The 25,552-nt window shown below is 47.8% G+C and carries 22 protein-coding genes; 5 read left to right on the top strand and 17 right to left on the bottom strand.

The genetic code is table 11. From position 1 onward, the window contains the following. Positions 1 to 40: 40 nt before the first annotated feature. From AC58P7_RS17090 to AC58P7_RS17060, 7 genes are all read right to left on the bottom strand, one after another. Positions 41 to 268 (bottom strand): hypothetical protein, encoded by a 228-nt coding sequence (locus AC58P7_RS17090; RefSeq protein ID WP_497344870.1) that lies wholly within the window; start codon positions 266 to 268, stop codon positions 41 to 43. A 176-nt stretch (positions 269 to 444) separates the two neighbouring features. Next, on the bottom strand, positions 445 to 1,428 hold the full coding sequence (locus AC58P7_RS17085) for an ABC transporter permease (RefSeq protein WP_497344869.1): 984 nt from the start codon (positions 1,426 to 1,428) through the stop codon (positions 445 to 447). Position 1,429: 1 nt separating this feature from the next. Further along, the gene (locus tag AC58P7_RS17080) at positions 1,430 to 2,509 is read right to left on the bottom strand and encodes an ABC transporter permease (protein WP_497344867.1); all 1,080 of its coding nucleotides are present in this window, start codon (positions 2,507 to 2,509) and stop codon (positions 1,430 to 1,432) included. Next, on the bottom strand, positions 2,502 to 4,043 hold the full coding sequence (locus AC58P7_RS17075) for an ABC transporter ATP-binding protein (protein WP_497344865.1): 1,542 nt from the start codon (positions 4,041 to 4,043) through the stop codon (positions 2,502 to 2,504). The genes AC58P7_RS17080 and AC58P7_RS17075 overlap by 8 nt, the downstream gene beginning before the upstream one ends. 170 nt (positions 4,044 to 4,213) lie before the next feature. After that, on the bottom strand, positions 4,214 to 5,269 hold the full coding sequence (locus tag AC58P7_RS17070; RefSeq protein ID WP_497344863.1) for a BMP family lipoprotein: 1,056 nt from the start codon (positions 5,267 to 5,269) through the stop codon (positions 4,214 to 4,216). 309 nt (positions 5,270 to 5,578) lie between these two features. Then, positions 5,579 to 6,835, bottom strand: a complete 1,257-nt coding sequence (gene ilvA / locus AC58P7_RS17065; protein WP_497345015.1) for a threonine ammonia-lyase IlvA — start codon at positions 6,833 to 6,835, stop codon at positions 5,579 to 5,581. A 157-nt stretch (positions 6,836 to 6,992) separates the two neighbouring features. Beyond that, positions 6,993 to 8,495: a DHA2 family efflux MFS transporter permease subunit gene (locus AC58P7_RS17060; protein WP_497344861.1), complete on the bottom strand. Its 1,503-nt coding sequence runs from the start codon at positions 8,493 to 8,495 to the stop codon at positions 6,993 to 6,995. Between the two features lie 204 nt (positions 8,496 to 8,699). Between AC58P7_RS17060 and AC58P7_RS17055 the strand changes: the two genes are divergently transcribed. Beyond that, the gene (locus AC58P7_RS17055; RefSeq protein WP_497344859.1) at positions 8,700 to 9,311 is read left to right on the top strand and encodes a TetR/AcrR family transcriptional regulator; all 612 of its coding nucleotides are present in this window, start codon (positions 8,700 to 8,702) and stop codon (positions 9,309 to 9,311) included. A gap of 86 nt (positions 9,312 to 9,397) precedes the next feature. Here the strand turns inward: AC58P7_RS17055 and AC58P7_RS17050 are convergent, their stop codons facing one another. Both AC58P7_RS17050 and rluF read right to left on the bottom strand, forming a co-directional pair. Then, positions 9,398 to 11,764: a YcdB/YcdC domain-containing protein gene (locus AC58P7_RS17050; protein ID WP_497344857.1), complete on the bottom strand. Its 2,367-nt coding sequence runs from the start codon at positions 11,762 to 11,764 to the stop codon at positions 9,398 to 9,400. 220 nt (positions 11,765 to 11,984) lie between these two features. Further along, positions 11,985 to 12,698 carry a 23S rRNA pseudouridine(2604) synthase RluF gene (gene rluF, locus AC58P7_RS17045; protein ID WP_497344855.1) on the bottom strand — a complete coding sequence of 238 codons (714 nt, stop codon included), beginning with the start codon at positions 12,696 to 12,698 and terminating at the stop codon, positions 11,985 to 11,987. A gap of 213 nt (positions 12,699 to 12,911) precedes the next feature. Here rluF and AC58P7_RS17040 point away from each other — a divergent pair, with 213 nt between their 5' ends. Both AC58P7_RS17040 and AC58P7_RS17035 read left to right on the top strand, forming a co-directional pair. Beyond that, positions 12,912 to 13,226 carry a hypothetical protein gene (locus AC58P7_RS17040; protein ID WP_497344853.1) on the top strand — a complete coding sequence of 105 codons (315 nt, stop codon included), beginning with the start codon at positions 12,912 to 12,914 and terminating at the stop codon, positions 13,224 to 13,226. Between the two features lie 194 nt (positions 13,227 to 13,420). Continuing rightward, positions 13,421 to 14,047, top strand: a complete 627-nt coding sequence (locus AC58P7_RS17035) for an NAD(P)-dependent oxidoreductase (RefSeq protein ID WP_497344851.1) — start codon at positions 13,421 to 13,423, stop codon at positions 14,045 to 14,047. Between the two features lie 140 nt (positions 14,048 to 14,187). On the opposite strand, the gene AC58P7_RS17030 is transcribed toward AC58P7_RS17035, so the two are convergent. The 3 genes from AC58P7_RS17030 to AC58P7_RS17020 all read right to left on the bottom strand — a co-directional run bounded on the left by AC58P7_RS17030 (position 14,188) and on the right by AC58P7_RS17020 (position 18,475). After that, the gene (locus AC58P7_RS17030) at positions 14,188 to 14,496 is read right to left on the bottom strand and encodes a hypothetical protein (RefSeq protein WP_497344849.1); all 309 of its coding nucleotides are present in this window, start codon (positions 14,494 to 14,496) and stop codon (positions 14,188 to 14,190) included. A 129-nt stretch (positions 14,497 to 14,625) separates the two neighbouring features. Further along, positions 14,626 to 16,680: an ABC transporter ATP-binding protein gene (locus tag AC58P7_RS17025; RefSeq protein ID WP_497344847.1), complete on the bottom strand. Its 2,055-nt coding sequence runs from the start codon at positions 16,678 to 16,680 to the stop codon at positions 14,626 to 14,628. Between the two features lie 49 nt (positions 16,681 to 16,729). Continuing rightward, complete coding sequence (locus AC58P7_RS17020; protein ID WP_497344845.1) at positions 16,730 to 18,475, bottom strand: ABC transporter ATP-binding protein; 1,746 nt, start codon at positions 18,473 to 18,475, stop codon at positions 16,730 to 16,732. A gap of 575 nt (positions 18,476 to 19,050) precedes the next feature. Between AC58P7_RS17020 and AC58P7_RS17015 the strand changes: the two genes are divergently transcribed. After that, on the top strand, positions 19,051 to 19,224 hold the full coding sequence (locus AC58P7_RS17015) for a hypothetical protein (protein WP_497344843.1): 174 nt from the start codon (positions 19,051 to 19,053) through the stop codon (positions 19,222 to 19,224). A gap of 84 nt (positions 19,225 to 19,308) precedes the next feature. Here the strand turns inward: AC58P7_RS17015 and AC58P7_RS17010 are convergent, their stop codons facing one another. From AC58P7_RS17010 to AC58P7_RS16995, 4 genes are all read right to left on the bottom strand, one after another. Next, positions 19,309 to 19,563, bottom strand: coding sequence for a hypothetical protein (locus AC58P7_RS17010; protein WP_497344841.1), 255 nt, complete (start codon positions 19,561 to 19,563; stop codon positions 19,309 to 19,311). A 146-nt stretch (positions 19,564 to 19,709) separates the two neighbouring features. Beyond that, positions 19,710 to 20,258: a DUF2231 domain-containing protein gene (locus tag AC58P7_RS17005; protein WP_497344839.1), complete on the bottom strand. Its 549-nt coding sequence runs from the start codon at positions 20,256 to 20,258 to the stop codon at positions 19,710 to 19,712. 126 nt (positions 20,259 to 20,384) lie between these two features. After that, positions 20,385 to 21,224 (bottom strand): M56 family metallopeptidase, encoded by an 840-nt coding sequence (locus AC58P7_RS17000; protein ID WP_497344837.1) that lies wholly within the window; start codon positions 21,222 to 21,224, stop codon positions 20,385 to 20,387. 2 nt (positions 21,225 to 21,226) lie between these two features. Next, positions 21,227 to 21,643 carry a BlaI/MecI/CopY family transcriptional regulator gene (locus tag AC58P7_RS16995; protein ID WP_497344835.1) on the bottom strand — a complete coding sequence of 139 codons (417 nt, stop codon included), beginning with the start codon at positions 21,641 to 21,643 and terminating at the stop codon, positions 21,227 to 21,229. A 163-nt stretch (positions 21,644 to 21,806) separates the two neighbouring features. On the opposite strand from AC58P7_RS16995, the gene AC58P7_RS16990 reads away from it, so the two are divergent. Next, entirely contained in the window at positions 21,807 to 22,613 is an 807-nt protein-coding gene (locus tag AC58P7_RS16990; RefSeq protein ID WP_497344833.1) for a pirin family protein, read from the top strand. A 400-nt stretch (positions 22,614 to 23,013) separates the two neighbouring features. Here the strand turns inward: AC58P7_RS16990 and AC58P7_RS16985 are convergent, their stop codons facing one another. Beyond that, on the bottom strand, positions 23,014 to 25,536 hold the full coding sequence (locus AC58P7_RS16985; RefSeq protein WP_497344831.1) for a trypsin-like peptidase domain-containing protein: 2,523 nt from the start codon (positions 25,534 to 25,536) through the stop codon (positions 23,014 to 23,016). Between the last annotated feature and the right edge of the window lie 16 nt (positions 25,537 to 25,552).

The raw sequence follows: 25,552 nt of genomic DNA, 5'->3' as shown, positions 1-25,552 counted from the left end.
GTATGACTTTAGCTGTTGCAGCGTCGTAAGGAAACCATTTTCAAATAAGAGCTTCTTCTTGTCGTAATGCGTTATCGAAATGAATGTGTTCAAATCCAAACAATTCGTACAGCAATTGAAGGGTCTTCTCATTATATGGAACATGCCATTCCACTTTATCCTTCACCCATGTGCGACCTGGTATCTTTCGGATTTTCACAACGACATCCGCTTGATAACCGTTTGTTTTAATAATCAGAACATCGTTACATTTAATAATAAAGATCAATCGCCCTAGTCCCCTCTTAACAATTCAATAACTACCAAAATATCCCTGCACAGCGAACAGACTTTTCTCCTCATCCATGTAAGAAAACAAAAAAAGGGACAGTCACCCCAATGGAGTGACTGTCCCGATGCTTTCGGGGTTATTCATTTGACCCTATGCATTCTCTCTGTTCCGTTCTATCTTTTGCCTGGATCGTACGGCTCACCCAGTGCAGATGGTGCTTTCGCGCGGCCTACGGCCCCTGCCAATACAAGGATTGTCAGAACGTACGGCAGCATGTAGAGGAATTCTTGCGGAATGTTTTTGGAGAAATCGAACAACCGCATGAAGTTGTTGAGCGCTTGTGCCATTCCGAAGAAGACCGCGGCGCCGAGCGCGCCAAATGGATGCCATTTGCCAAAAATCATCGCAGCCATCGCAATAAAGCCCTGACCGGAGATCGTGTTATGCGAGAACGCACTTGTTGTCGTCAACGTAATCGTCGCCCCGCCAAGGCCGCCGAACAAACCGCTGATCAAAACAGCCAAATAGCGGACGCGTTTCACTTTAATCCCGACCGTATCCGCGGCGCTCGGATGCTCACCCACGGCACGCAGGCGCAGGCCGAACGGTGTTTTGAACAACACGTACCACGTTATGCAAACTAATATTAACGCGATATACGTCGTTGGATACGCCGTGAAGAGCGCATAGCCAATATACGGGATTTTGGAAAGCAGCGGGATTTCCCATTTGGAGAATACATCATTCAGGGTTTCCGTTTGACCTGCACCATTGAACAATACTTTCACCAAGTACAAAGTTACACCAGCTGCCAAGAAGTTGATGACGACGCCGCTGATAACCTGATTCGCTTTGAACGTAATCGTCGCAACCGCATGAATTAAGGCGAAGATCAGGGCGAACAGCAGCGCGCACAAGAGCCCAATCCACGGAGACCAGATGCCCATATTCGCTTCTTCTGCATAGTAAGCGCCAACGGCCGAAGCGAATGCGCCGGAAACCATTAGACCCTCGATACCGATGTTGACAATCCCGGAGCGCTCTGAGTAAATACCACCCAAAGCCCCGAAGATAAGCGCTGTGGAATACACCAGCGTTGTATTAATAAGTTCACTGAATTTCGTGAAAAACGCATTTAGCATGCTGAGAAAGTCCATGTTACGATGCCCTCTCTTTCTTGCGCTTGCCATAGAACGGGATTAGCACCCATTTAACAATACCTTGGGTAGCCACGAAGAAAATCACCGAGCCGATGACAATACGGATAATTTCTGGCGGCACATCCGCACCAAAGCTCATCCCCGCAGAACCATAAGATAATCCACCGAAAAGGACTGCACCCAGCACGACCCCTACCGGATTGTTGGCCCCAAGCAAGGATACCGCGATACCGTCAAACCCATACCCCGGCATGCCTGCAGCAACAACCTGATAATGGAATACGCCGAGAACCTCGAACACACCAGCAAGTCCAGCAAAAACCCCGGAGATAAACATCGCCTTGATGATGTTCTTATTTACGTTCATTCCCGCATATTTGGCCGCATCGATATTATGTCCAACCGCACGCAGCTCGTAGCCTTGCTTCGTTTTCCAAAGAATCAAGTAGAAAACCACTGCTGCCAGAATGGCAATCAAGGTTCCCCAGTGGAGCCTTGCGTGATTCATCGCATCGGACAACCAACCGATACTCAGAGAGGCTGAGTCTTGAATCATATAAGAACGCTGCTGCTTGGGCTCAAGTAGGAAGGTGTTAATGATATAGTTGGACAGGAACAACGAAATCCAGTTCAACATGATCGTGGTAATTACTTCGTTAACGCCGCGCTTCGCCTTCAAATAGCCTGCAATTGCACCCCAAAGTCCGCCAACTAAAGCGCCGACAATGACCGCAAGTGGAGCATGAATGATCCACGGTAGGCTGTGTATTTTGACACCAATAAAAGTAGCCCCCGTCATCCCCATCACGAACTGTCCTTCAGCACCAATATTGAACAACCCTGTACGGAAAGCGAACGCGACGGATAAACCGGTTAAAATAAGTGGCGTAATCGCCCGAATCGACTCCCCGATATCATACGAACTCCCCAAAATACGAGAGAAAAGTGACCCATACGCAGCAATCGGATTGTATCCGCCAGCCAGCATGACGAGCGCTCCGAATAGCAGCCCCAGCACAATCGCCACAAGGGGATTTACGGCTGATTCACTTGTAAAAATGCGAACAAATTTATTCATGAAGGGCTCCTTTCTGGGTGCTCTTACTTCCTGCCATCAGCAGACCGATCTCCTGATCGTTCGTATCCTGCGGTATCACTTCTCCCACAATTTGTCCTTCGTAGATAACGGCAATCCGATCCGAAACATTCATAATTTCATCCAGCTCAAAAGAAATCAACAGAACGGCCTTCCCTTTATTCCGCTGCTCAATCAGCATCCGATGAACGAATTCAATCGCACCAACATCCAAACCGCGAGTCGGCTGCGCCGCAATAAGAAGATTTGGATTCTTATGTATTTCCCTCGCAATAATCGCCTTTTGTTGATTACCGCCTGACAAGGAACGTGCCTTGTTGTAAATACTCGGTGTGCGCACATCGAACTGTTTAATCAACGCTTCTGCATGACGATCGATGGCCTCATAGTTCAAGAAGCCGCCTTTGTTGTAGGCAGGGTGGAAATACGTTTCGAGCACCATATTTTCACTCATTGTAAAATCAAGCACAAGTCCGTGTTTATGGCGATCCTCCGGAATATGCGATAATCCTGCTTCTGAAATTTCTCGCGGAGTGTGATTCGTAATATCATTACCCATGAGCAGGACGCTTCCGCTATCCACGCCACGCAAGCCCGTCAACGCTTCGATCAATTCACTCTGACCGTTGCCATCTACACCCGCGATACCGAGGATTTCCCCGGCTTTCACCTCGAAGTTAAGTCCTTTGAGCGAAGCTAAGCCTTGTTGATTTCGCACCATCAAATCTCGTACCTGGAGAACAGACTCTCCAAGCTTTACTGCATCCTTGGTCACTTTAAAAGAGACATCGCGTCCGACCATTTTCTCGGCCAGAATTTGTGGATTCGCTGTTAGGCATGCCAAGGAATCAATCACTTTACCGCGACGAATAATCGTTACTGTATCGGCGATCTCCATAATTTCTTTCAGCTTATGTGTAATGAGAATGATGGACTTGCCCTCTTTCACAAGGTTACGCATAATGACCATCAATTCACTAATCTCTTGCGGCGTTAGTACAGCTGTAGGCTCATCAAAAATTAGAATATCGGCGCCGCGATACAGCGTTTTCAATATTTCGACACGCTGCTGCATACCGACTGAAATATCTTCGATTTTGGCTTTTGGATCCACGCGCAAACCGTATTGCTCCGATAACTTGCGTACTTTATCTTGCGCTGTCTTGATGTCGACGTTCATGCCACGTTTGGGTTCCATCCCCAAAATGATGTTTTCCGTAACGGTAAAGGGTTGTACCAGCTTGAAATGCTGATGCACCATCCCGATGCCGAGCTCAATCGCTCGATTCGGACTATCAATAAACACTTCCTTGCCTTGTACATGGATATTGCCTTCATCCGGCTGATATAGACCGAACAAAATGTTCATCAGTGTTGATTTACCTGCACCATTCTCGCCAAGCAAGGCATGAATTTCACCTTTTCTCAGCTTCAAGCTAATAGCATCATTCGCGACGATGCCTGGAAATCGTTTTGTAATGTTGCGAAGTTCAACAACTGGGATTGCTTCACTCATGAGATCACCCTAAGGATCAATTTTTTATTCAAATATAAGCATTTATAAGTTTCACATGATAAGTCGGCTATATTTCCCTTTAAAACTAAAGAACAAGGCTAGTTAGTATAACTAGCCTTGTTTGTTCAGGAGCAAAACTATCGTTCAAGCCATGATCGTCCGATAGACGCTTATGGTTTTTCAGGAACTTTGATTTCGCCGCTAATAATTTTGGCTTTGTACTCGTCAACTTTTTTCAAGATTTCCGCAGAAACGTTTTTCTTGGATGTTTCAGGAAGGCCTACACCATCGTCTTTCAGACCCAATGTAACGACTTTACCACCTTGGAATTTGCCTGCAACTAGATCTTTCGATACACGAAGTACCGCAGAGTCAACACGTTTCAACATGGATGTAAGTGTTACTTCATCACCAAACTCAAGAGATTGGTCTTTATCTACACCGATAACCCATACTTTTTTACCGTTTTTCGCGCGATCTTTCGCTTCGTTGAATACACCGTTACCTGTGGATCCAGCTGCGTGGAAAATGATATCAGCGCCATCGTTGTAGATGGTTGCTGCTGCCGCTTTACCAAGATCAGGCTTGTCGAAAGCGCCTGTGTAGTTGATTTGAACTTTAGCACCTGGATTTACCGCTTTAACACCAGCTACGAAGCCAGCTTCAAAACGTTTGATAACCGGGATGTCGATTCCGCCAACGAAACCGATTTTGTTTGTTTTCGTTGTAAGACCTGCAACCACACCAACAAGGTAAGAACCTTCTTGCTCGGAGAAAGTAACAGATTCCACGTTCGGAGCATCTACAACGTTATCAATGATCGCGAGTTTCGCGTTCGGGTTTTGAGTTGCTACCGTTTTAACGGAATCGCCCATCAAGAAGCCAATACCCCAAGTTAGGTTGTAGCCATCTTTAACGAATTGATTCAAGTTCGGCGTGTAATCTGCGTCGCTTTTACTTTCAAGGTCTTTCACGTTAGCACTTGTTTGTTTTTTCAGAAGCGTCAAGCCTTCCCAAGCGCTTTGGTTAAAGGACTTGTCGTTTACGCCACCGATATCTGTAACCATGCCGATTTTGAAGTCTTTGCCTGTGTTGTCGCTAGTTACTGCTGCAGGTGTTGGTGATGCGGATGAACCCGTTTTTGTCTCTTCTTTTTTGGCACAACCGGAAATCACTAATGCAGAAACCGTTACAGTCATAAGCACTGTCGAAAAAATCTTCTTCATCGATTTTACCCCCATCGTATCATCATTAAATTGAAAACCATGAAGCCCACACTGTAGGTTGACCAAATTCAGTTAAATTATGTAAGTTGACTCCAAATTAAGTGTATCATTTTGATTCCTAACAGAAAAGCAAATCACACTGACATTCACATAATTCGTCATGTCACACAAGTTAACATATCTTTTTTGTTTTCACCGACAATATAGGTTCCAAGCCCCAATTATTGATTATACAACCAGCGGTTAATAAAATCTAGATTGCTCTATGTTAATTTTATGACACTTGTCATGTCATTGAATCCCCTTACATCAAATCAACAGGTTAAACAGCTTTGGATCCTTGTTAATTTCGATATAGCCGTAATCCTTGCGGGAAAGGCGCTCAATGAGTCCTTCATAATCGTCCTTATTCTTAAGTTCAATGCCGACTAACGCTGGTGCATCATCCCGATTATTCTTCTTCGTATACTCGAAACGGGTGATGTCGTCCGTAGGTCCTAGTACTTCCTCCAAAAATTCACGAAGTGCACCTGCACGTTGCGGGAAATTCAAGATAAAGTAATGCTTCAAACCCTCATACATGAGGGATCTTTCTTTAATCTGCTGCATCCGATCGATATCATTATTGCCGCCGCTGATGATACATACGACGTTCTTCCCGCGAATTTGTTCACGGTACGCATCCAATGCAGCAACAGGAAGGGCCCCTGCCGGCTCAATAACAATCGCATTACTATTGTAGAGCTCCAGAATGGTTGTACATTCTTTGCCGGAAGGAATAATGACGATATCCTCCAGCATTTCTTTGCAAATGTCAAACGTCATCTCACCTACTTGCGCTACGGCCGCACCGTCAACAAATTTCTCAATCGATGGCAGCTTGACGACGCCCCCCTGCTTCAGTGCTTCCGTCATGCTTGCCGCACCCTCCGGCTCTGCGCCAATAATGCGCGTTCGCGGGGATACACTTGCCACATACGTAGCCACACCCGCAGCTAGTCCACCTCCGCCAATCGTTGCAAAGATGAAATCCGGCGTTTCCGGCATTTGATTCATAATCTCCAGCCCAACCGTCCCTTGCCCTGCAATCGTACGCACATCGTCAAACGGATGAATGAACACCTTATTCTCTTTCAAACAATACGCCTTGGCTTGGTTGGAAGAATCATCGAAGGAATCTCCCGTGAGGATCACTTCCACGAATGAACCGCCGAACAGCTTCACTTGGGAAATTTTCTGACGCGGCGTCGTTGTCGGCATGAAAATTTTGCCCTCAATGCCTAGCTGTTTACAGGAGTATGCCACGCCCTGCGCATGGTTCCCTGCGCTCGCACATACAACACCCGCTGCGCGTTCTTCTTCCGTTAAGCTTTGGATCACATTGTAGGCTCCACGAATTTTGAAGGAACGGACGATCTGCATATCCTCACGTTTGAGATAAACGTTACATTCATACTGGCTCGAGAGCAGCTCATTGCGTTGCAAAGGCGATGGTTCAATCACCCTGCTGAGCACATGATTGGCTCTAATAATATCTTCTAAACCCACTTTACCAGATACAACCATCTTCGCTGACACCCTTTCTTTTTTGAAGCTTCCATAGAGTTTTAACATGTATTGTAACATATGTGATGCATTCTGTACGCAAATATGATGTAACTGAAAAAGCGCATTCCCCATGATGGAAAATGCGCTTTTCGCATAGAAAGCGAAAGCTTACTAATTAGTGACCAACCATCATCGGAATTTCAGCCCCGCTTGTGGACTCGCCTTCCACTTTCTTAGGCTTCTGAAGCATGAAACCAAGCAGACCGCCAATAATCGCGATGCCAAGCAAAATGAGGAACGTGTACCCGAATGAGGAAGCATACAAGCCTACATCTGGCTTTTGCGCACCTTGGTCGACCATTAAATCCTTCATTTTCGTACTGAAAATCGTCATCAAGATCGCAATGGCGAAGGACATCATAACTTGCTGTGCCGCGTTCGTCAGTGATGTTACACGACCAACCAAGTTCTGAGGCGCTGATTGAATCAAATGGTTATTGAGCGGCATCATGAACAGTCCCATACCCGCTCCAAGAAGAGTGAGCGGCAGCATAACCGTACCTACACCTGAATCACCAGAAATATTGGAAAGCAATAGAGCCGAAATCGTTGTAAGCACCATACCGGCTACAACGAGCGGACGAGCGCCGAAACGGTCAGACAGCTTACCGCCAATTGGCATGAACAAACCAGAAGCCAACGCTTGCGGAAGCATGATCAGTCCAGTTTTCAATGGGCTGTATCCATGCGCTTGTTGCAAGTAAAGAGGAACAAGGAACATCGTTCCGAACATGGCAATCTGTGAAATCCATTGCACGATAATCCCTTTGGTAAAGTTACCAGAACGGAAAACGCGAAGCTCCAAGAGTGGATTCTTCTGTCTGAGTTCAACAATAATGAATAGGATAAGTGCTACTACACCGATACCAGAACCAATCAGTGTATCTGCATCCGTCCAAGTGGATTTCCCCGTTAACGGATCAATACCACCGTTGGATACCCCATAAACAAGTGCTGCGAAAGCTAGAGGGCCTAACAGCATGCCCAGCAAATCCAAGGAAGCAACCGACTGACGTTGAATATTAGGTAATGTACGAATCCCTAAGAGAATACCAATAACACCGATCGGCAAGTTAATCAAGAAGATCCACTGCCAGCTATGATATTCAACTAACCAACCAGCAACAACGGGGCCTAGAGCTGGACCAAGTAGAATCGGAATACCCATCATACCCATGACAGCCCCTACTTTGCCTGGGGGTGACAAACGATAAATGAACGCCATAGCAATCGGCACAACGACGCCGCCGCCTAAGCCTTGAATAACACGGAACGTAATCAGCATTTCAACTGTGTTAGCTAACGCGCACAGCCCTGATCCAATTGTAAAAAGTCCTACGGAAATCAAGAAAATTTTCTTAGCACCAAAGCGATCCGATAGCCATCCTGCCAACGGAATAACCGCTGCTTGCGCTAACGCATAACCAATAACCGTCCATTGAACAAGTGATAAGTTCAACAACTCAAATTCCTCTTGCAGCTTAGGAAGAGCAACGTTTACCGCTGTTCCGTCCAAAATAACCATGAAAATACCAACTACAATAGCTACCAGCGGCCCCAAAATGCTGCGCATTGAAAATGGAGCTTCTGTTTCCGGCGATGTTACTTTCGAAGACATGTCATCCCTCCATCCGTTTAATTGCTCTCTAGTGTCTATCGTTGACCGTATATTGTCTACACTGTACAATAGTGACTTATACGAGTATCAACACCTTTGTTGTAAACGGACATCTGTCCGTTTACATAAATTTGATGCTAACGAACTTTTGTTTTTTTGTCAATACGAATACATCAAATTCATTACTAACGAGGTGGTTGCAGAATGTCCATTCGTCATGAACGCAAGGACGCCATGGAAAATCGCCAATTAATACTTCAAACTGCCAAACAGCTCTTTCAAGAATATGGCGTTCAATCCGTCAGCATGCATCAAATAGCCAAAACAGCTGGCATCGGACAAGCTACCCTGTATCGCAGATATGCCCATAAAGGGGATCTTTGCTTCGACGTACTCCAACATTATGGGAGACAGCTTATCAACGAGATTATGTCGTATCTTGAACAACATAGTCATATCGCTCCCATCGATCGACTAACCGGTATTTTGGATCTGTGGATCGATGCCATCGAAGAAAAAGCAGAGCTTATCGTGGCCATGGCCTCCAAGATGAATTTGAACTGTGAGGATGATCGCGGCAACTTTTTCCTGTCGCCTATGTATCTGTTCATCCGCGACAAATTGTCGTCCCTTATTCTTGAATCCCTTGGGACAGATCAAACTCAGCAGCCTGTGCCAGATCTTGCTGCCCATACGATCATTTGCTCTATTTCACCCATCGGCTATTTTCATATCAAAAGCGAGAAAGCCTATACCAAAGAGGATATGAAGGAACATTACCGCCAATTGTGTTCTTTACTTTTCACCAAAACTTAACTGTCTTCACTGAACAAAGACCTCTCATTTGAGAGGTCTTTTGTCGTTCTACCTATATCAAAATCGTAGTTTAGTATCGGTTTCGATTAGTAGTAATATCCCGGTTTATCTTGCAGTTCAGCTCTTTTTTGTAAGAAACGGTAGAACGCGCTTGCGGCCTGTGCTTTCGTCACTTCTTCTTGTGGAGCAAAATAACCGTCGGTAAGCGACATAATATTCAGTCCAACGACGATAGCAGCATCACCCACGTGTGCCAGTTTTCCAGCATCAGCGAATTGACTGTTAAATACACCGTCATATTTCGTTAGGTTTTTGTAGCCGAGCGCCTTCACGATCAATTGCGCCATGGCTTCACGATCCATCATAGCTTCAGGATTAAATTCTGTACCTGCATCCAGCAAACCACGATCGACAGCATTTTCAACGTAGGCAAAATACTGCGAGCCATTGTTTACATCCGAGAAGGAAGCTTTCCGTTCCGCGCCGTAATAAATGCCACCGTTTCCGCCATTCATGGCGATAACAAGCATTTTGACCAACTCACCGCGCTTGATCGTCTGATCCGGATTTACCTTCCCATCTTTCACATCCAATGCTTGATAATCAAGCATGAGTTGTAATTCTTTTTGGCCCCAATGGTTATCTATATCACTCACCGTGATCTTATCCAAGGAAATAACATCACCAGATTGCGCACTGCGCCATTGACCGGTTTGCGCATCCAGAAGGAATGCCTCACGGTTATTGTTTTTGGAAATAAGGGAGTATACAAGCTTCGCCTTCAATTCTCCCTTTTCATTTATAGCTGACTTAGGAAGATCTCCTGCTGCCACCATCACGCGGTATTTCTCAATTGGAATCGCACCGAGGTAACCATTGCTCTCCAGCACATAGCCCAGCTTTATATCAAATTGTCCAAGCCACAGATCCTTCGCCTTATCGATGGAAATGACCTCTGGCTTTTGCGTTGGGTAAGCCACATTGCTTAGAGATACATAATAATTCGTAATTTCTCCAGTTACACGATCAATACTTACCCTTACCTCTTCATTATTGACGCTGACGCCATCAAGTTCACGCGTAAAGTGAATTTCCCATGTGCGCATTTGCTTCAACATATCTTCGGAGTACTCCTTCTGAACATTAAGCACGAGTTGATCTGTAGAAGCAGGCAGCTGCGCCTTAACAAAATCCGTGCTTTTCTTAATCGCATCATCCAAAGAAACTTTACCCTCAACAGGTTTGTCGTTTTCAGGACTATATGGCACGTAGGAGTTGAAATTGGTGATTTCTCCGGTTTTACTATTTACATTTGCCCAGATGGAGCTGCCCGAAATCATTTTGCCGCTAGCCGATGCATCCGCGGAAGACTTGTTCCAACTCATATTCCAGCTCGAAGTTGTCTCACCTGTTTCAGCATCTGTGGATTCATTATAAGAGGCTTCTTGCAGCATATAATCGGAAGACAGGTTAAACGTCGTTGTAATCTTCTTAATCGCTTCTTCCTTCGTCAGATTCAAGGTAGCATGAGGCTTGGCGCCAAGCGGTTTATCGGTTAAAGGCTTCCCCTTTCCAGGATTCACTACTGGCGTTGGGCTCCACACTTCTCCTGTTACAGCATCCAGAGCAAAACCATTCATCGAATACGTAATGATCGGAGCTCTCTTCCCTCTGGCGTTATAAGGAATTTGATACTGCAAGGAAAGATCGGTCTTATCACGGAAAAGCTGAACCGCCTTCTCCTTCGAAATCGGTGTACTCGCCCCATCAAAAATCACATTATCGTCCCAATTGTACCAATAACTTGTGATCTGACCGTCTCCATTGACATTGACATTGAGTCCGTTTCCTGAAAAAGGCACTCCCCCTACGGAACGATCATAACGGATATTATATTGATAATTGCCATCGAGCGGTGTGCGGAACGACTTTTCTACGGTGTCATCGTAGAGAAGCTCTTTCTGCTTCTCCGGGTTCACTTTCGCAACGAAAGCAGCAGCCAGCTCCTTCGCAGCTTGGAAATCCACCTTTGGCGGATAACTTGGCTTATGCTCAGGATCATTGTCATTCATGGAATACGAAGTCAACGTCCCGTCCAGCGCATTAATGGAGACATTCGCAGAGCCATAATAACGATCTTTCACCTTTTTGACATAGCTAATGTTCCAGTTTGGGATATTTTTGCCGTTCATTCCGTAGTAAGCATTCAAACTAATCGATTGAAATGTATAGTCATCGGGTAATGTTATGTAGGTTTTGACACGTGCAAGAGCTTGATCTTTCGTAATTTTGGCATCGAGCGCGGACGCATCGACTTGTCCAGGGAAGGCAGGAGAAGTCATAGAAACCATTTCTGTACCAGATGCCATATCCGCCCATACCCCGACTGGGGCAACCGTGAGCAGCAATGTCGAAGCGAGTACCATCGTGCCTGCTTGTTTCAATAATTTCAAAGTCATCTTCCTCCTTAGTGTTCTCCATACAACATGTGGATCCACATGACTGGCAGCTGCTTAGACGTGTCCAATTGCCATATAGTACTTGACGGTGAATTCTGGAAAAAGGTTGCAGTCGCTCCAAGAAATTTTTAACAAAAAAACACAAGCATAATCATCCCTTTAAGTGAATGATCATGCTTGCGTTCCTACGTTAGATGGCTATGATTTTATGAAGCTACGGATTGGATTTGGCATTCTCTTGGCTAAGTGTCTGCATGAGATCCTTCAGCTCGCCCTGCGTTAAATCCCGCCATTTACCCACCTTCAAAGCACCCAAATGAATATGCATAATCCGAACACGCTGCAGACGCACTACGCGATAGCCAAAGGCCTCACACATTCGCCGGATTTGCCGATTCAAGCCTTGGGTCAGTATGATGCGAAACACCCGTTCATTCACTTGAACGATTTCACAAGGCTTCGTCATCGTGCCTAGAATACGTACCCCGCTTGCCATGCCCCGCAAAAACATCTGCGTAATCGGCCGATTCACGGTAACGATATACTCTTTATCATGATTGTTCTCCGCACGGAGAATCTGATTCACAATATCCCCGTTATTCGTCAGCAGGATGAGTCCTTCCGAGTCCTTGTCCAATCTGCCGATAGGGAAAATCCGCTCCGAATGCCCCACGAAATCCACGATATTCCCACGAATATGCGCTTCTGTCGTACTCGTGATCCCCACAGGCTTATTAAGCGCAATATAAACGTGTTCTTTCTTCTCACCAATCGCACGACCATCGACTTTTACCTCATCACCAGGACCTACTACACTGCCCAGCCCAGCAACTTCACCATTAATCGTTACACGCCGCGCTTCAACCCATTTGTCTGCCTCACGTCTGGAGCAAACGCCAGTTTCACTAATAAATTTATTAATTCTCATGCCCCCGAAATTCCCTTCTATCCCGTCTTCATCGAACTCAATACCTTCTATTATGCTGGATTCGCAACTTCGATTCAAGTCGCCCTTCCAAACCTTCCAATGAAAGCGAGAGTCTGGTCTCTTCTTACCAAAAATGATATGAACCGACTGGTAGATTCATCCACACCAAATCTCGCAATTTAGCATCTACTAGATTAGAAGGAGGGATGACCCATGAGCGTAAAAAAAGCAAAAATCGTTAAAGCTGTTTCCACGCCTCAAAAAGCGAATCGCAAAACAGATTTAGGTAACGGGTTCCAACGTTTCACTTTCTTCCGTACCATCTCGCCGAACACCTTCTTTACTTTCACGTTCCGAGGCGGAGCTTTCAAACCTGTAAGTGCCGGATTTTTCATCGCCAATCAAAACTCCTTGCCTGCTTACGCAACTAGCTTCTACAACCAATCCGACACTGTTTATGTCATCACCGTGTTCAACCCAACCATTTTCACACGTTCTATCGCCTTTACATTCGTAGCTAAACTGTAATAGGGGACTCGATCAACTGAGAAGAAGCAACCAGGATAGCCCCCTCATGCCCGAAAAGGTATGATCGGGGTTTTCTTCATTGTGTACTTTGTTTGTTATACTGGGGGTATAAGAGGGCAAATAAGACGGGAAGTGCCTAGAAAGACGCATATGACAATAACGTAAAACAGACTACATATTGAAGGAGAACAATTATGCATTTTCTATTATTAGGAGCAACTGGCCGTGTGGGGCAGCGCATTCTTGTGCAGGCTTTGCAGGATGGCCATGAAGTTACAGCAGTCGTGCGGAATGTCGAAAAAGTAACCCTGCGATCCGATCGACTCACCTTGCTGCAAGGTGATGCTTGTTCCGCAGCGGATCTTGAGCAGGCCATGAACGGTGTGCACGTAGACGTGGTCGTGAGCTGCCTTGGCACCGATGGCGGCACGGTGCTGACCGAGGCGACGCCCCTGCTCATCGGGGCGATGAAGGCTGCCGGCGTGAGCCGCGTGGTGACCGTCGGCACCGCCGGCATCCTGCAGAGCCGGGAGCATCCGGGGCTGCTGCGCTTTGAGGCGCCGGACACGCGGCGCTCCTCCACACGCGCGGCCGAGGAGCACCGCAAGGCGTGGGCGCTGCTCGCCGCGTCGGGACTCAGTTGGACCGTTGTGTGTCCAACTTATTTGCCCGACGGCGAGGCGCAGGGTCAGTTCCGCGCGGAGCGCGACTTCTTGCCAGATGGCGGCACGTCCATCTCCGTCGGCGACACGGCGGCATTCACCTACCGCGTCGCGGTGGAGGGCACGTATGTGGGCTGCCGCGTGGGGCTGGCGTATTAGCTCTCCACAGGCTGAGCCTGCCGCGAAAATTACTGGCGCTCCCTTATTGTCCCTACATCCTCTGCTTGAATTCACCACGCCATACATAAAAAACGGATGAGCGCCAAGTCGGCACCATCCGTTTTTCTCACCACTTCTATTTAGCTGTTTCTTGCCTTGGACAACTCTTTCAAATTTAGTCCTGACATCAGTAGTCCGCCGAATCGGAAAAGGTATCCGAGCAGAGGGATCAGACTGAGGAACGCCATGACAATATTAATGATCGTTTTCACCGTAGTCCCATTGCCCGTGAGGATGGCAAATACCAGATTGACGAAGACGAGCGGGATCACCCATGAACATGACCACGCATAAACAAATGGAATAAGGCCAAGCAAATACCCTGCTGCAATCGCAATTTCGGATAGCAACTGCAACAAGTTTAACAAACGTTTCGTATCGGAACGCATAACGACTCCTCCATTTCGTGCAAACCTGAATTGGTTTCATTGTAACATAATGGAAAGTCGGAGTCGTTAGCCTTTTGTCGAGCTTCGTCCACGACTCGCGACCTAGTCCTTACGCCCAATCCGCCCCGCCTACAAACGGCTCGGCTCTGCGTCCTCCGCAGCCGCAGCAATTTCCGGATGTCCAGCCTGCAGCTGGTACATCTGGTAGTACCGCCCGAGGAGCCCCATGAGCTCCTCATGGTTGCCACGCTCGACGATCTCGCCGTGATCGAGGACAAGAATCATGTCGGCGCTTCGGATCGTCGACAGTCGGTGCGCAATGATGAAGGTGGTCCGCCCCTTCTTCAACACATCGAGCGCGGCCTGAATGACGGCCTCGGTCTCGGTGTCGATGGAGGCCGTCGCCTCATCGAGGATCAAGATTGCTGGGTCGAACGCCAGCGCCCGGGCAAAAGAAATCAGCTGCCGCTGCCCAGCAGACAGCGTGCTGCCCTTCTCGATGACAGGCTCATCGAGGCCGTGCGGCAGCGCCCCAAGCATTTCCGCTGCGCCAACCTCGCGCAGCGCCGCCTCCACCCGTTCCCGGGTGATGGACGGATCGTCCAAGGAAACATTGGACGCAATCGTCCCCGTGAACAGGAACGGATCCTGCAGCACGATGCCCATGTGCTGCCGAAGCTGCTGCTTCGATAGCTCGCGGATGTCCCGGCCATCCACCGTAATGCGCCCTTCGCTGACCTCGTAGAAACGGAAGAGGAGGTTCAGGATGGAGCTTTTGCCTGAGCCGGTGTGCCCGACCAGCGCAATGGTTTGCCCTTGTTTGGCCTCGAAGGAGATGTCTTTCAGCACATCTTCCCCTTCTTTGTAGGCGAAGCGAACGTGCTCGAAACTCACGTGACCTTTGTAACGGTCGTCTTTTTCAGCTACAACGTCGATGCCTTGCTCATCTAACAGCTCGAATACCCGGTCAGCCGACACAAGCGCTCGCTCCAAATTTGGCAGCTGATTCACGATACCTACCATGGGATGGAACATCCGGTTGAGATAATCAACGAAGGCGTAGAGCACGCCCACGGTAATCAACGCATTCAGCGAACTGCCGCCGACATACCAGATCAATCCAAAGAAGAACAAGTTCCGTACCACGTTCATCAGATTATGAGAGGTCAAAGAGTTCAGGCTGAGCAGCTTATTTTGGTACCGTGTATATTCCTCGTTCAGAATTTCAAACTCTTCGGTCGTTTCCTTTTGTCGGCGAAAAGCACGAATGATCGTCATCCCTTGAATCGCCTCATTGATCATACCGTTGATTGCGCTAATGCGCTCCCGGATTTCGTGATTGATGGTGGAAGCATACTTCCGATAAACGATAATCCACGCTATCAACAAAGGGATAACCGGCAGTGTGAAGAGCGCCAAGCGATAGTCCAAAATAAAAATAGCGGCGATAATACCAACGATATAGATCGTACCCGTAAAAAAGTTCGCTAACACCTGCACATACAGATCCCGAACAGATTCGGTATCATTGGTGATGCGTGAAACGATTTTGCCCGCAGGCTGATTATCAAAATAATTGATCGGCAGTCGCTGGATTTGCGCGAACACGTCCCTGCGCATACGCTGAATGATGCGATTCGCCGCGGATTGGAGCAGAAATTTCTGCCCATACGTAAAGCCGGCTCCTACGAAAATCAGGATCACATAGAATCCCGCCAGCGTCATTAGATCCGCCCATTGCGGTTTATAAAAGCTATATAGTTCCTGCACACTCAGCTTCTTCACCACATATTCGGCCTGCTTACCATCTTGTGTGACGAGCAGCTTGCCATCGTCCGTTAACTTGCGTACACCGTCCCAAGGGAGTGCCCCATCTAGCCATACGAATTTGCCCCCCACTTGTAGAATACGAACCTCTCTCCCCTTCGGCTCGCCTTCCGCGAAGTTATCACTCCGCTTATAAAAAGTTGCTTCATACGCAACAGCCTTATCGCTCTTCGTCGCGGACTGGGTCTCATACCACGGCTTCTCGATGCCAAGAATGTGGGTATCGATCATGTGCTTGGCAATGAACGGTCCCGCCAGCTCGGTCGCTACAGCCAAGGATAAGAATACCAGGGCGATGAGCAAGGTTTTCTTGAATTTTACTGCATATTGGAATAAACGCTTCCCCGTTTGTTTCATCAGGAGTCTCACCTACTTTTCTTTTGTTTCGTATAGCTAGGGTTAGGATTTACCCAACCGTTTGTTCTTCCAACTGCTGCCGGTCATACTGCTCTTTATACCAGCCACCAAGCGCAAGCAGATGCTCATGTGTGCCTTCTTCGATGATATATCCCTCATCCAGCACGACAATCCAATCGGCATGCTGCACGGCGGAGAGACGGTGCGTGGTGATCAGGGTCGTTTTACCAGCGCGCTCGGAGCGAATGCCGCGAATGATCTCGGCTTCGGTCTTCGCATCGACCGCAGAGAGCGCATCATCGAGTAGGAGAATCTCCGGATCGACATATAGCGCCCGCGCGATGGAAACGCGCTGCTTCTGTCCACCGGATAAGGCGACGCCTTTTTCCCCGACGAGTGTTTGCAAGCCTTCCGGCAGGAACTCGACGTCCTTGCGGAATGCAGCTAAATCAAGAGCTCGATGCAGTTCTTCTTCGGTGCCTTGCCCCTTGCCGAACATGATGTTTTCTCGCACACTTTTGGAGAAAAGAATCGGCTCCTGCGGCACATAACCGATCCAGCCATGAAGCGTGTCGATTGCGATCTGCTCGATCGGCGTATCCGTAATCGTGATGCTGCCCTGACCAACAGGGTACTCGCGCAGCAGTTGCTTCAGGAGGGTTGTTTTACCACTGCCTGTGCGGCCGACAATGCCGAGCGTCTGTCCGCGTTCTAAGCGGAATGTCATGCCCACTAAATTATCAATGGATGAGGACGGGTACCGGAAGGTTACATTTTCAAAATAGATAGAATCCGGCTTCAGCTGCGTAGCAGCATTCGGCACTTCTTTGACATCTGGCTTGTAGCCAAGGGTCTCATTGACGCGATCTAAGGATGCATTACCTCGCTGCATAATATTCATTAGCTCACCAATGGCAAACATCGGCCAGATCAGCATACCTAGGAAGGTATTGAAAGACACCAACTCTCCTAGCGTCAATTCACTGTGGAACACCAGATAGCCTCCATAACACAGCCCGATCAGATAGGAAATTCCTACCAAAATTTTGACCGTTGGTTCAAAAAGAGCATCAATAACCGCTACGGCGATATTTTTCCGATAAACGTCGTCCGTCATCGTCGCGAAATTATGTTCACTAGCCTTCTCCTGTACAAAAGCACGGATGACCCGCACACCTGCAATAGTCTCCAAAACGCGGTCATTCATTTGCCCAAAAGCATCCTGAGCAAGAATAAATCGTTCGTGGATACGCCCCCCATAGATCGTAATAGCTACGGCCATGATCGGCAGTGGCAAAATTGAAGCAAGGGTCAGCTTCCAGCTGATGAAAAAGCCCATCATGCTCAGGATGGTTAACATGAACAGCGTGGAATCCACGAAGGTCAAAATGCCAAAACCGGCTGTCGTCGATACCGCTTGCAGATCGTTCGTTGCTCTCGCCATCAGATCGCCCGTACGGTTACGTTCATAGAACGTTGGTGTCATCTTCAACAGCTGCCTCATGAATCGGGATCGAAGCACCCGCTCGAGTACGAAAGCGCCGCCAAACAGTTGATACAACCAAACATAAGACAGCCCGTAGCCCGCTACGATAAGTACGCCCCAGAAGGCGAGTAATTGGACCATTTTGGACCCCGTTAACGTGCCCATGTGTATACCATCAATCGCATAACCAATCAGCTTCGGCGGCATGACATCAATAATTCCCACGATGATGAGCAGCCCTATTGCGATGCTGTAGCGTTTCCAATTCATTTTGAAAAACCAAGCTAATTTCTTTAAAACCGTAAACATGTGTGATTTCACTCCTCTCAAGTCTTGCATATACGCCTATAGACGCAAAAAGACATACCGCACGCAGCGATATGCCTTCTATGAAACAGAAAAGCGCTCGTTACGAACTTCTTCGTAACCCGCGCTTCATGACTTAGCGTATAAGAAGGGGTGCTAGCAGCTGAGCATGCAAATCAGATGCTCGGGCCAGCCAGCGGGTTACCATGTATGAAATTAGGTTGGACGTGTGTCCGCTTATGATGTGTGTTAAATGCAACAACCATAATATCCATCGTGAAACCCCCCTTTGCGTTTTTTGAATAAGCACGTAGCGTGCCCGCCAACTTTTCCAAAAGATGTATTTTCGAACCTTACAGGGTGATCTTACCATCCCTCTTCCGAACGTGTCAATCGGAGAAAAAAACTATAACGTAACTATCAGAGCCCGACATTTCCGATGTCTATACTTGTGATGAGAGGGCTTTCAATTGTTACACAATCGTGATGATCGGCCTTTCAAATGTCACACATGTTTCAAAATCGACGAGCATATTGTTAGATTAGGAGTTCATCACGCCTCAAAGGAGTGAATGTACATGATCGATCAAGTGTTTGCGTTGATGGGATGGATTGCGGGATTCGGAGTGATCATAGGCGGTGTCATTGCAGCCATCGCTAGGTTCGTCTCGAGGGACTCAACACAGTATGACATGATCTTCGTGTGGGACAACCGGTTTACGTTGGAGGAATTAGAACTGCAGAGAAAGTAACTAGCGGGATGAACGATTGTTCTAAAATAGTAGGCAAATAACCCCGAGCCCTCATGTGTGAGGTGCGTCGGGGTTTTAATGATTTTATTCCAAATTGCTCAGCCTTGCCTTGTCCTCGTCCAAGGATTCCACGGCTTGCTGCACAGCAGGGCTATCTGATTGGTCACACGCCTGATCCACAGAATTTTCTGCCTTGGAAATGGCATTTTGAGCTTCTTCCGTTGTTTGAGCAGTCGGGTGAGATAGGGCATGATTTACTGCTTGGTGAACGTTATCGACGGAATTTTGTGCGGATGAGATCGGATTTTGCGATTGTAAGCTTGAGTCAACCTTTGTCATATTGTGGTCGTTACCTCCTCAACAGTATGTACTACAACCGCTATCATGAGATATTTCGGCCTATTTTATACTTATTAACCTCCAAGTAAAAAAAAGAGCTAACCCGAGGACTATCTTCCCCGGAGTTAACCCCTTACGAATCCTCGTTATTTCGCTGGCGCAGCGGAAGCCTGGGCTCCTTGCCCGCCTGTACCAGGGCCGCCTTGACCTTGACCCTGTCCTTGTCCACCTTGTCCACCCTGAAATCCGCCATTTCCACCGCCGCCAGGTCCGCCCTGCATCATCCCAGGACCGCCTTGCATGTCGCGATGCACCATTTTTCCGCCAAGATGCCCCGTATAGCTAACGAGAAGCACCGCGGCAAGAGAAGCAACGAGGTAGATGGGGTTGCGGCCTAGCTCGAGCTTTTTCCAAACAAGAAAGCCTACGCGCACAACAGCCAGCACAATGGCAAGTATCATCGTTATTTTGGCGTAGAATTCATGGGAGCCAACAAGCGTATTCCGTGATTCCGGTCCCGTCAAAACGCTGGCAATTGCGCCAAGTGCACCAACTACAAGGCAAAGCATACCTGCTGAGTGCCATTCTTTCTTCTTAAAAATAAGAGCCACCACATCAAAAACAAAGCTGAAAATTAATAGCGCGATCGGTACGTGTGTAAATATAAAATGTAGATTTTTTAGTATGTAGTCCATGCTATTCTCTCCTTCACATCTCGGAAAATAATTTACACTACAAAGTGTAGTGTTTAATGTTGAAATTGTCAATTCTTTTCTGACAAACCCCGCCACACGGGCAAAAACATGCGAAAAAGGGCTTATTTAAATAAGCCCCATCACAACTATAAAAATGAGTGCAGACATTGCCAGCCGAATATGCGGCCAGCGCAAGGTAACTTCCCTCTGCGGGTCCAAAATATGCTGAATACGCACATTCATTGAGGTCTCTGCAAAGGAAGCATGCGAGAGCGGAAACCGAGGCTTCGTTGTTTGTTTGAGCAGCTTCAGCAGCGCACTGCCCAAGTCCGCGGCTTGCTCCATCTGTTCGATGGCATACTTATCCGCACGGAGTTCGATCATCATGGGATATTTATGCGCAATCCATTCAAAAATAGGGATATACCGCATCGACTTCGAGATCAGCGCAAGCAGGAAAATAGCCGCAGGGTCTCGGTGCTGGACATGGCATTTCTCATGCTCAATAACCGCGCGAAGTTCGTTCGGCTCCAGCATGTCCATGAGTCCCGTCGAGACTAGAATTCGCGGCTTCCATAGCCCAATAGTCATGGCGAGCGGTGCCTTGTAGCGGACGATTTGGAGTTGATGCCCTGCAAGCTGGAAGTTCTCCGCATACTCTGCGGACAGGGCAGCGTCATGATATTTCTTCACGAGCTTATTCGCCTTGACGACATCATAGCCATGCTTAACAGCGAGCCACCCCATCGTCCCCATCGTGTAGAGGATCAATAGGTTTACCAAGGTCATAGGCACAGGGCCCGGCACATGCAGATAGCGAAAGAGAATCATACACAAATCAAATAGATTGTGAGAAGGTTTCCAGTGAAACAAATGCCCTAGCAGGAAGGCAACCATCTGCCATACAATCGTGCCTCCAATCACCAGTGCAGCCGCGTACAGCCATTTGAACCGCGATTCCGTCATCGTTATCGATCCTTTTTCAGAAGTAGAATGTGCTGCTCCAACTGGTCAAGAAGTTCAGGGTCAACTTTATCTAGCGCATCAACCATATGGGTAACCGCTAATGAGCCAAATTGTTCAATGAGGTCATACGCCAGCTCTTTGGATTGCATTTCCATGAACGCGTCGATGGTCACAACCGGCTTATAGTGAAACGATCTTGCAACTGAATGCTTCTGTAAAATCTTTTTGTCCACTAGACGGTTCATAACCGTCATCACGGTATTGAAATTGATCGCTTTGTCTTCGTCCAGCTTCTGTTGGACGTCTTTGATGGTCATTTCTGAGGAGCTGGTCCAGAGAATTTCCATGATTTTGGACTCGAGAGGACCGAAAAAGCGGTTAAGTCCGCTTTCCTTTAATTTAAAGTTTTGCATCTTCATGTTAGGCCACACTCCTTACACTATAGATTGTAGTGTGAGCATAGGGGGAAGTCAAGAATCATCGCGGTGCGTAAGGAAATACTTTTGACATTGGAGATAAACATTGATATACTACTTACATAAAGTTAGTTATTAAATATTGTATAGTTAAGGAGTGATTCTCATGAGCATTCATATATATTCCGCAAGTGAACAGGGCGTGGGCGCATTTGATGGAGGAAAATTTGTCGAACAACGGGCCATCAGCTTCCCTGGCGAAAAGACGGCGGTAGATCGCGTCGGCCCTCTATTCTATTGGGCATGGGGCAAAGCATCCGATGTATCGGAAATCGGCATGCACCCGCACAAAGCGTTCGAGATCCTTACGTATGTGATCGACGGGCTTGTGGAACACCGCGACTCCCTCGGTTCCTTGGAAACTGTGACGAACGGCGGCGCGCAAGTGATTCAGGCTGGTTCTGGCGTCTATCACTCCGAAGCGTTCCGCAGAGCGGGCAGTGAAGCGATGCAGATTTGGTTCGAGCCTCATTTGAGCGAGACCGTGAAGAAACCTGCTGCCTATCACCAATATGAACACGAGCAGTTCCCAGTAAGCCAGGAGGTTGGTGCAACCCTCAAAACCGTGATCGGCGGCGATGCTCCTATCCAGCTGGATACCGATGTACGGATGTATGATTGGGCAATAGAGCCTGGCGCGGCGTTTAGCTATGGATTGGAGCAGGGCCGCAGGCTGGCTATGCTCGTGATTCGCGGGGAAGGCGCGGGGGTAGTTGCTGCGGTAGGGCAAGAGCGAGGGCAAGAGCAAGAGCAAGGCGAAGAGCGGAAGACCTTGTCCCACAAGGATTTTGTGGTGGCGCAAGCGACGGGTGAAGGCGAAGCCCTTCACCTGCAGGCGGGCAGCGAGCAAGGACTGCGCATCATTGCTATCGATGTGCCTGAGGATCCTGGCTATGCGTTGTATCGTAAGTGAGACAAGTACGGTCAAAGAGCATATAAAGATTAAGCCCCCAAGGTGTTTTCCTTGGGGGCTTTGGTTGGTTTTGGCTAGTTGGGGGGATGTCGATGCAGGTTCGGATGGATAGGTCCAAAGGTTAGCTAATATCTATTGCGCAATAGTTTCCCAACAACATGCTTGAGCAACCATGAAAGGGAACGTAGATCCCTTATTTCAACCAAAATCGCGAAAATCGCCTCGAAACGGAACGTCAGTACCTTATTTGCTTATAAAGCGTCGCTAAACCCACCAAAAGTGGAAAATAGCGGATCTACGTTCCCTATAACCCCGAAATCAGCTTCTTTCCCACAAATAGCGAACTGATGTTCCGTTCCGGTGGGAATCGCGAATATGGATATCGCGTACCAGCGACACGCTATTTCCCACCCGAACCGTCCACAAAGGTGAACGATTCAAAGGCTTTGTTCAACCGCGCAACATTCGCGTCCGTGCGCACCGCATCATCGATACGAAGCGTCACCGTGTAGGTGATCTGTTTACGGTTAAATAGATACACTGTTTCGGAGTACGGAATATGTCCTTTGATGTAGCTCACGGTATACTTCTTCGCCTTCACATCCCCGAAAAGCGTGACGTCCTCTGACGTGTACTTATAGTCACTGTCATTGGCTTGACCTTCCTTGTGCTCGTCTTCGGCATCCTTCAACACATCCGTGTAGGCTTTTTTGCTATCTGTCATCACGCGCAAATAACCGCCTGTGAAGTTGAAAGACTTAAACTCCTGATCGTTGCCACCGAAAGATCTGTTCGTTATCCATTTTTCTGGGATACGCAAGGAGTAATTGAACTTCTCGTTCTTATACAGCGTTGTCTGTTCCAGATCCGTGAGCTCATCCAGATCCTGAATGAAGCCGAGCTCCCCATCCATCGTCTCTTTATCCACGGTGATGGATGCTACCACTTTATTCCAAACCTTCTCCAACTCATCATCTTGCTCAGCTTCAGGGTACGTCATTTGCACTTCATATTTGTACTTGTCTTTGATAAAAAAGAGCGAAATACCCGCATCCCACTCATCCCCCAAGGAACTCGCATAGCTTACCTTCCATGCAGGCACACCATCTACAGTCAATTCAACTGGCTTATCCACACGACGATAATCGGGCGTATATTGCGTTTCAAACTCCTCAATCGCCCGATCAAGCCAATCTTGCAGCGTATCACCAGAAGACGCAGAAGTGACTTTGACATGGAGCGTTTGTGATTTATCATCGTTATTGAAAGACGTGCTTCCGCGATAATCCTGCTCCCAATCCGCAGGCAAATCAATCGATAGCCCATACTCACTGGTATATGTCACATCATCGGAATTAAACACGGAAATATCCTTCAGGGAGCTATCTCCCGTATTAAAAGCAAGTTTGAAGCTATCCAGTAGATCATTATAGCTATTTTGTTTGGAACGATTCGCGTACTGCTCTTTGGTTACGTATAATTGCACCGTATACAAGCGGCCGCCGTGCAAGTACCCACGTGTTTGAATGTAACCATTTTGCCCAGATCGGCTAACAATCTTGGCATAGGGACTTTCCACACGTTTCACGTACTGTCGCTCCAAAATCGTCGCGCCGTACCCATAACCTGAATAATCATCACCATTGTCACCGGCTACTTTGTTCAGCAGCGCAGAAGGCGACAATTCACTTTGATCGCTGTCTACGCGAATCGAAAGCGCGAATTCACCCTTCGCGTCGACGAAGCTAACCGAATCGCCATCATCGGATTGTCGTGTTTTGACAAGACCCGCAGGATATTTCATGGACCAACCGAAGTGGCTGTCGCCGATCTTCGTTTTGCCGCTATCCGTGTCCAAAGAGCTGCCCTCGGTGTCCTCGGTTAACGTAGCTTCAGCGCTGTGCAGCTCGCCTAGCTTTACCGTTTTGGTAATCGTTGTACCACTAGCGGTCTGCAGCGTAATCTCCACGGTCTGGCCAGGCAAATACGATTTGATCGCCTCGTTGTAATCCACGAGTGTTTTCACAGAATTAGGGCCAATAGAGACTAACACCTCGTCTTGTTCGATCCCTGCCTCTGCCGCCGGCGAATCAGCATCAACGTAAGCTATTCTTAACCCTGTTGAGCTTGGCAAACCAACAACGGCCTCCCAGCTTTCTTCCAATTCCAGTCCTGTGTAGGCGCGTTTCACTTTGCCATACAGTTCAAAATGCTTCAACACATACTTCACGGTATCTACCGGAATCGCAAAACCGAGATTTTCGACGCCAATATCGGCGTATTTCATCGTATTAATCCCAATGACTTCGCCCTTCATATTGATCAAAGCCCCGCCGCTATTACCAGGGTTAATGGCTGCATCGGTCTGAATCAACTGATACTGCGAGCTTACCGAGCGGTCTAGACCGCTGACGATACCGACCGTAACGGAGTTCCGTAAGGCGAACGAAATCGGCGTACCTATCGCCGCAACCGTTTCACCAACTTTAATATCCGAGGAGGATGCAAAAGTGGCAGGCTTTAAACCGACAGCGTCGATTTTGACTAGTGCAAGATCGCTCTCCTCATCGATATTCGACGCGTGCCCGCGATAGGTAGTCCCCTCTGAGGTCACGACGACGATATTTTTCATATTTTTCACAACATGTGCATTCGTTACAATTACGCCATTTGATGCCACAATCACACCTGTACCGTGTGCGAGGTTAAAGCGATTCTTCTCTAACGACTTGTCCATCTCCGAGGACGGCTTCCCAATAATGGCGACCACGGAAGGCGAGGCTTTCTCAATCACCTGCGGAATCTCTGCATTCACTTCAGCTGCGTAAACACGCGAAGACATAGGCTGTGCAAACGTTACTAGTACGAAGGCCGCAACCAGCGTTATGCCTCCTTTTTTCATCCAAGCTGTCCATTTCCCCATTGTGTCGTTCCTCTCT

It is taken from the genome of Paenibacillus sp. J22FR5, from assembly GCF_059691975.1.
This window is presented reverse-complemented; position numbering and strand designations above follow the sequence as displayed.

What these genes read in the sequence shown, in the direction of transcription:
- AC58P7_RS17085 (WP_497344869.1), bottom strand. Translation starts at nt 1,428, where the DNA reads ATGGACTTTCTCAGCATGCTAAATGCGTTTTTCACGAAATTCAGTGAA.
- AC58P7_RS17080 (WP_497344867.1), bottom strand. Translation starts at nt 2,509, where the DNA reads ATGAATAAATTTGTTCGCATTTTTACAAGTGAATCAGCCGTAAATCCC.
- AC58P7_RS17075 (WP_497344865.1), bottom strand. Translation starts at nt 4,043, where the DNA reads ATGAGTGAAGCAATCCCAGTTGTTGAACTTCGCAACATTACAAAACGA.
- AC58P7_RS17070 (WP_497344863.1), bottom strand. Translation starts at nt 5,269, where the DNA reads ATGAAGAAGATTTTTTCGACAGTGCTTATGACTGTAACGGTTTCTGCA.
- ilvA (WP_497345015.1), bottom strand. Translation starts at nt 6,835, where the DNA reads ATGGTTGTATCTGGTAAAGTGGGTTTAGAAGATATTATTAGAGCCAAT.
- AC58P7_RS17060 (WP_497344861.1), bottom strand. Translation starts at nt 8,495, where the DNA reads ATGTCTTCGAAAGTAACATCGCCGGAAACAGAAGCTCCATTTTCAATG.
- AC58P7_RS17055 (WP_497344859.1), top strand. Translation starts at nt 8,700, where the DNA reads ATGTCCATTCGTCATGAACGCAAGGACGCCATGGAAAATCGCCAATTA.
- rluF (WP_497344855.1), bottom strand. Translation starts at nt 12,698, where the DNA reads ATGAGAATTAATAAATTTATTAGTGAAACTGGCGTTTGCTCCAGACGT.
- AC58P7_RS17040 (WP_497344853.1), top strand. Translation starts at nt 12,912, where the DNA reads ATGAGCGTAAAAAAAGCAAAAATCGTTAAAGCTGTTTCCACGCCTCAA.
- AC58P7_RS17035 (WP_497344851.1), top strand. Translation starts at nt 13,421, where the DNA reads ATGCATTTTCTATTATTAGGAGCAACTGGCCGTGTGGGGCAGCGCATT.
- AC58P7_RS17030 (WP_497344849.1), bottom strand. Translation starts at nt 14,496, where the DNA reads ATGCGTTCCGATACGAAACGTTTGTTAAACTTGTTGCAGTTGCTATCC.
- AC58P7_RS17025 (WP_497344847.1), bottom strand. Translation starts at nt 16,680, where the DNA reads ATGAAACAAACGGGGAAGCGTTTATTCCAATATGCAGTAAAATTCAAG.
- AC58P7_RS17020 (WP_497344845.1), bottom strand. Translation starts at nt 18,475, where the DNA reads ATGTTTACGGTTTTAAAGAAATTAGCTTGGTTTTTCAAAATGAATTGG.
- AC58P7_RS17015 (WP_497344843.1), top strand. Translation starts at nt 19,051, where the DNA reads ATGATCGATCAAGTGTTTGCGTTGATGGGATGGATTGCGGGATTCGGA.
- AC58P7_RS17010 (WP_497344841.1), bottom strand. Translation starts at nt 19,563, where the DNA reads ATGACAAAGGTTGACTCAAGCTTACAATCGCAAAATCCGATCTCATCC.
- AC58P7_RS17005 (WP_497344839.1), bottom strand. Translation starts at nt 20,258, where the DNA reads ATGGACTACATACTAAAAAATCTACATTTTATATTTACACACGTACCG.
- AC58P7_RS17000 (WP_497344837.1), bottom strand. Translation starts at nt 21,224, where the DNA reads ATGACGGAATCGCGGTTCAAATGGCTGTACGCGGCTGCACTGGTGATT.
- AC58P7_RS16995 (WP_497344835.1), bottom strand. Translation starts at nt 21,643, where the DNA reads ATGAAGATGCAAAACTTTAAATTAAAGGAAAGCGGACTTAACCGCTTT.
- AC58P7_RS16990 (WP_497344833.1), top strand. Translation starts at nt 21,807, where the DNA reads ATGAGCATTCATATATATTCCGCAAGTGAACAGGGCGTGGGCGCATTT.
- AC58P7_RS16985 (WP_497344831.1), bottom strand. Translation starts at nt 25,536, where the DNA reads ATGGGGAAATGGACAGCTTGGATGAAAAAAGGAGGCATAACGCTGGTT.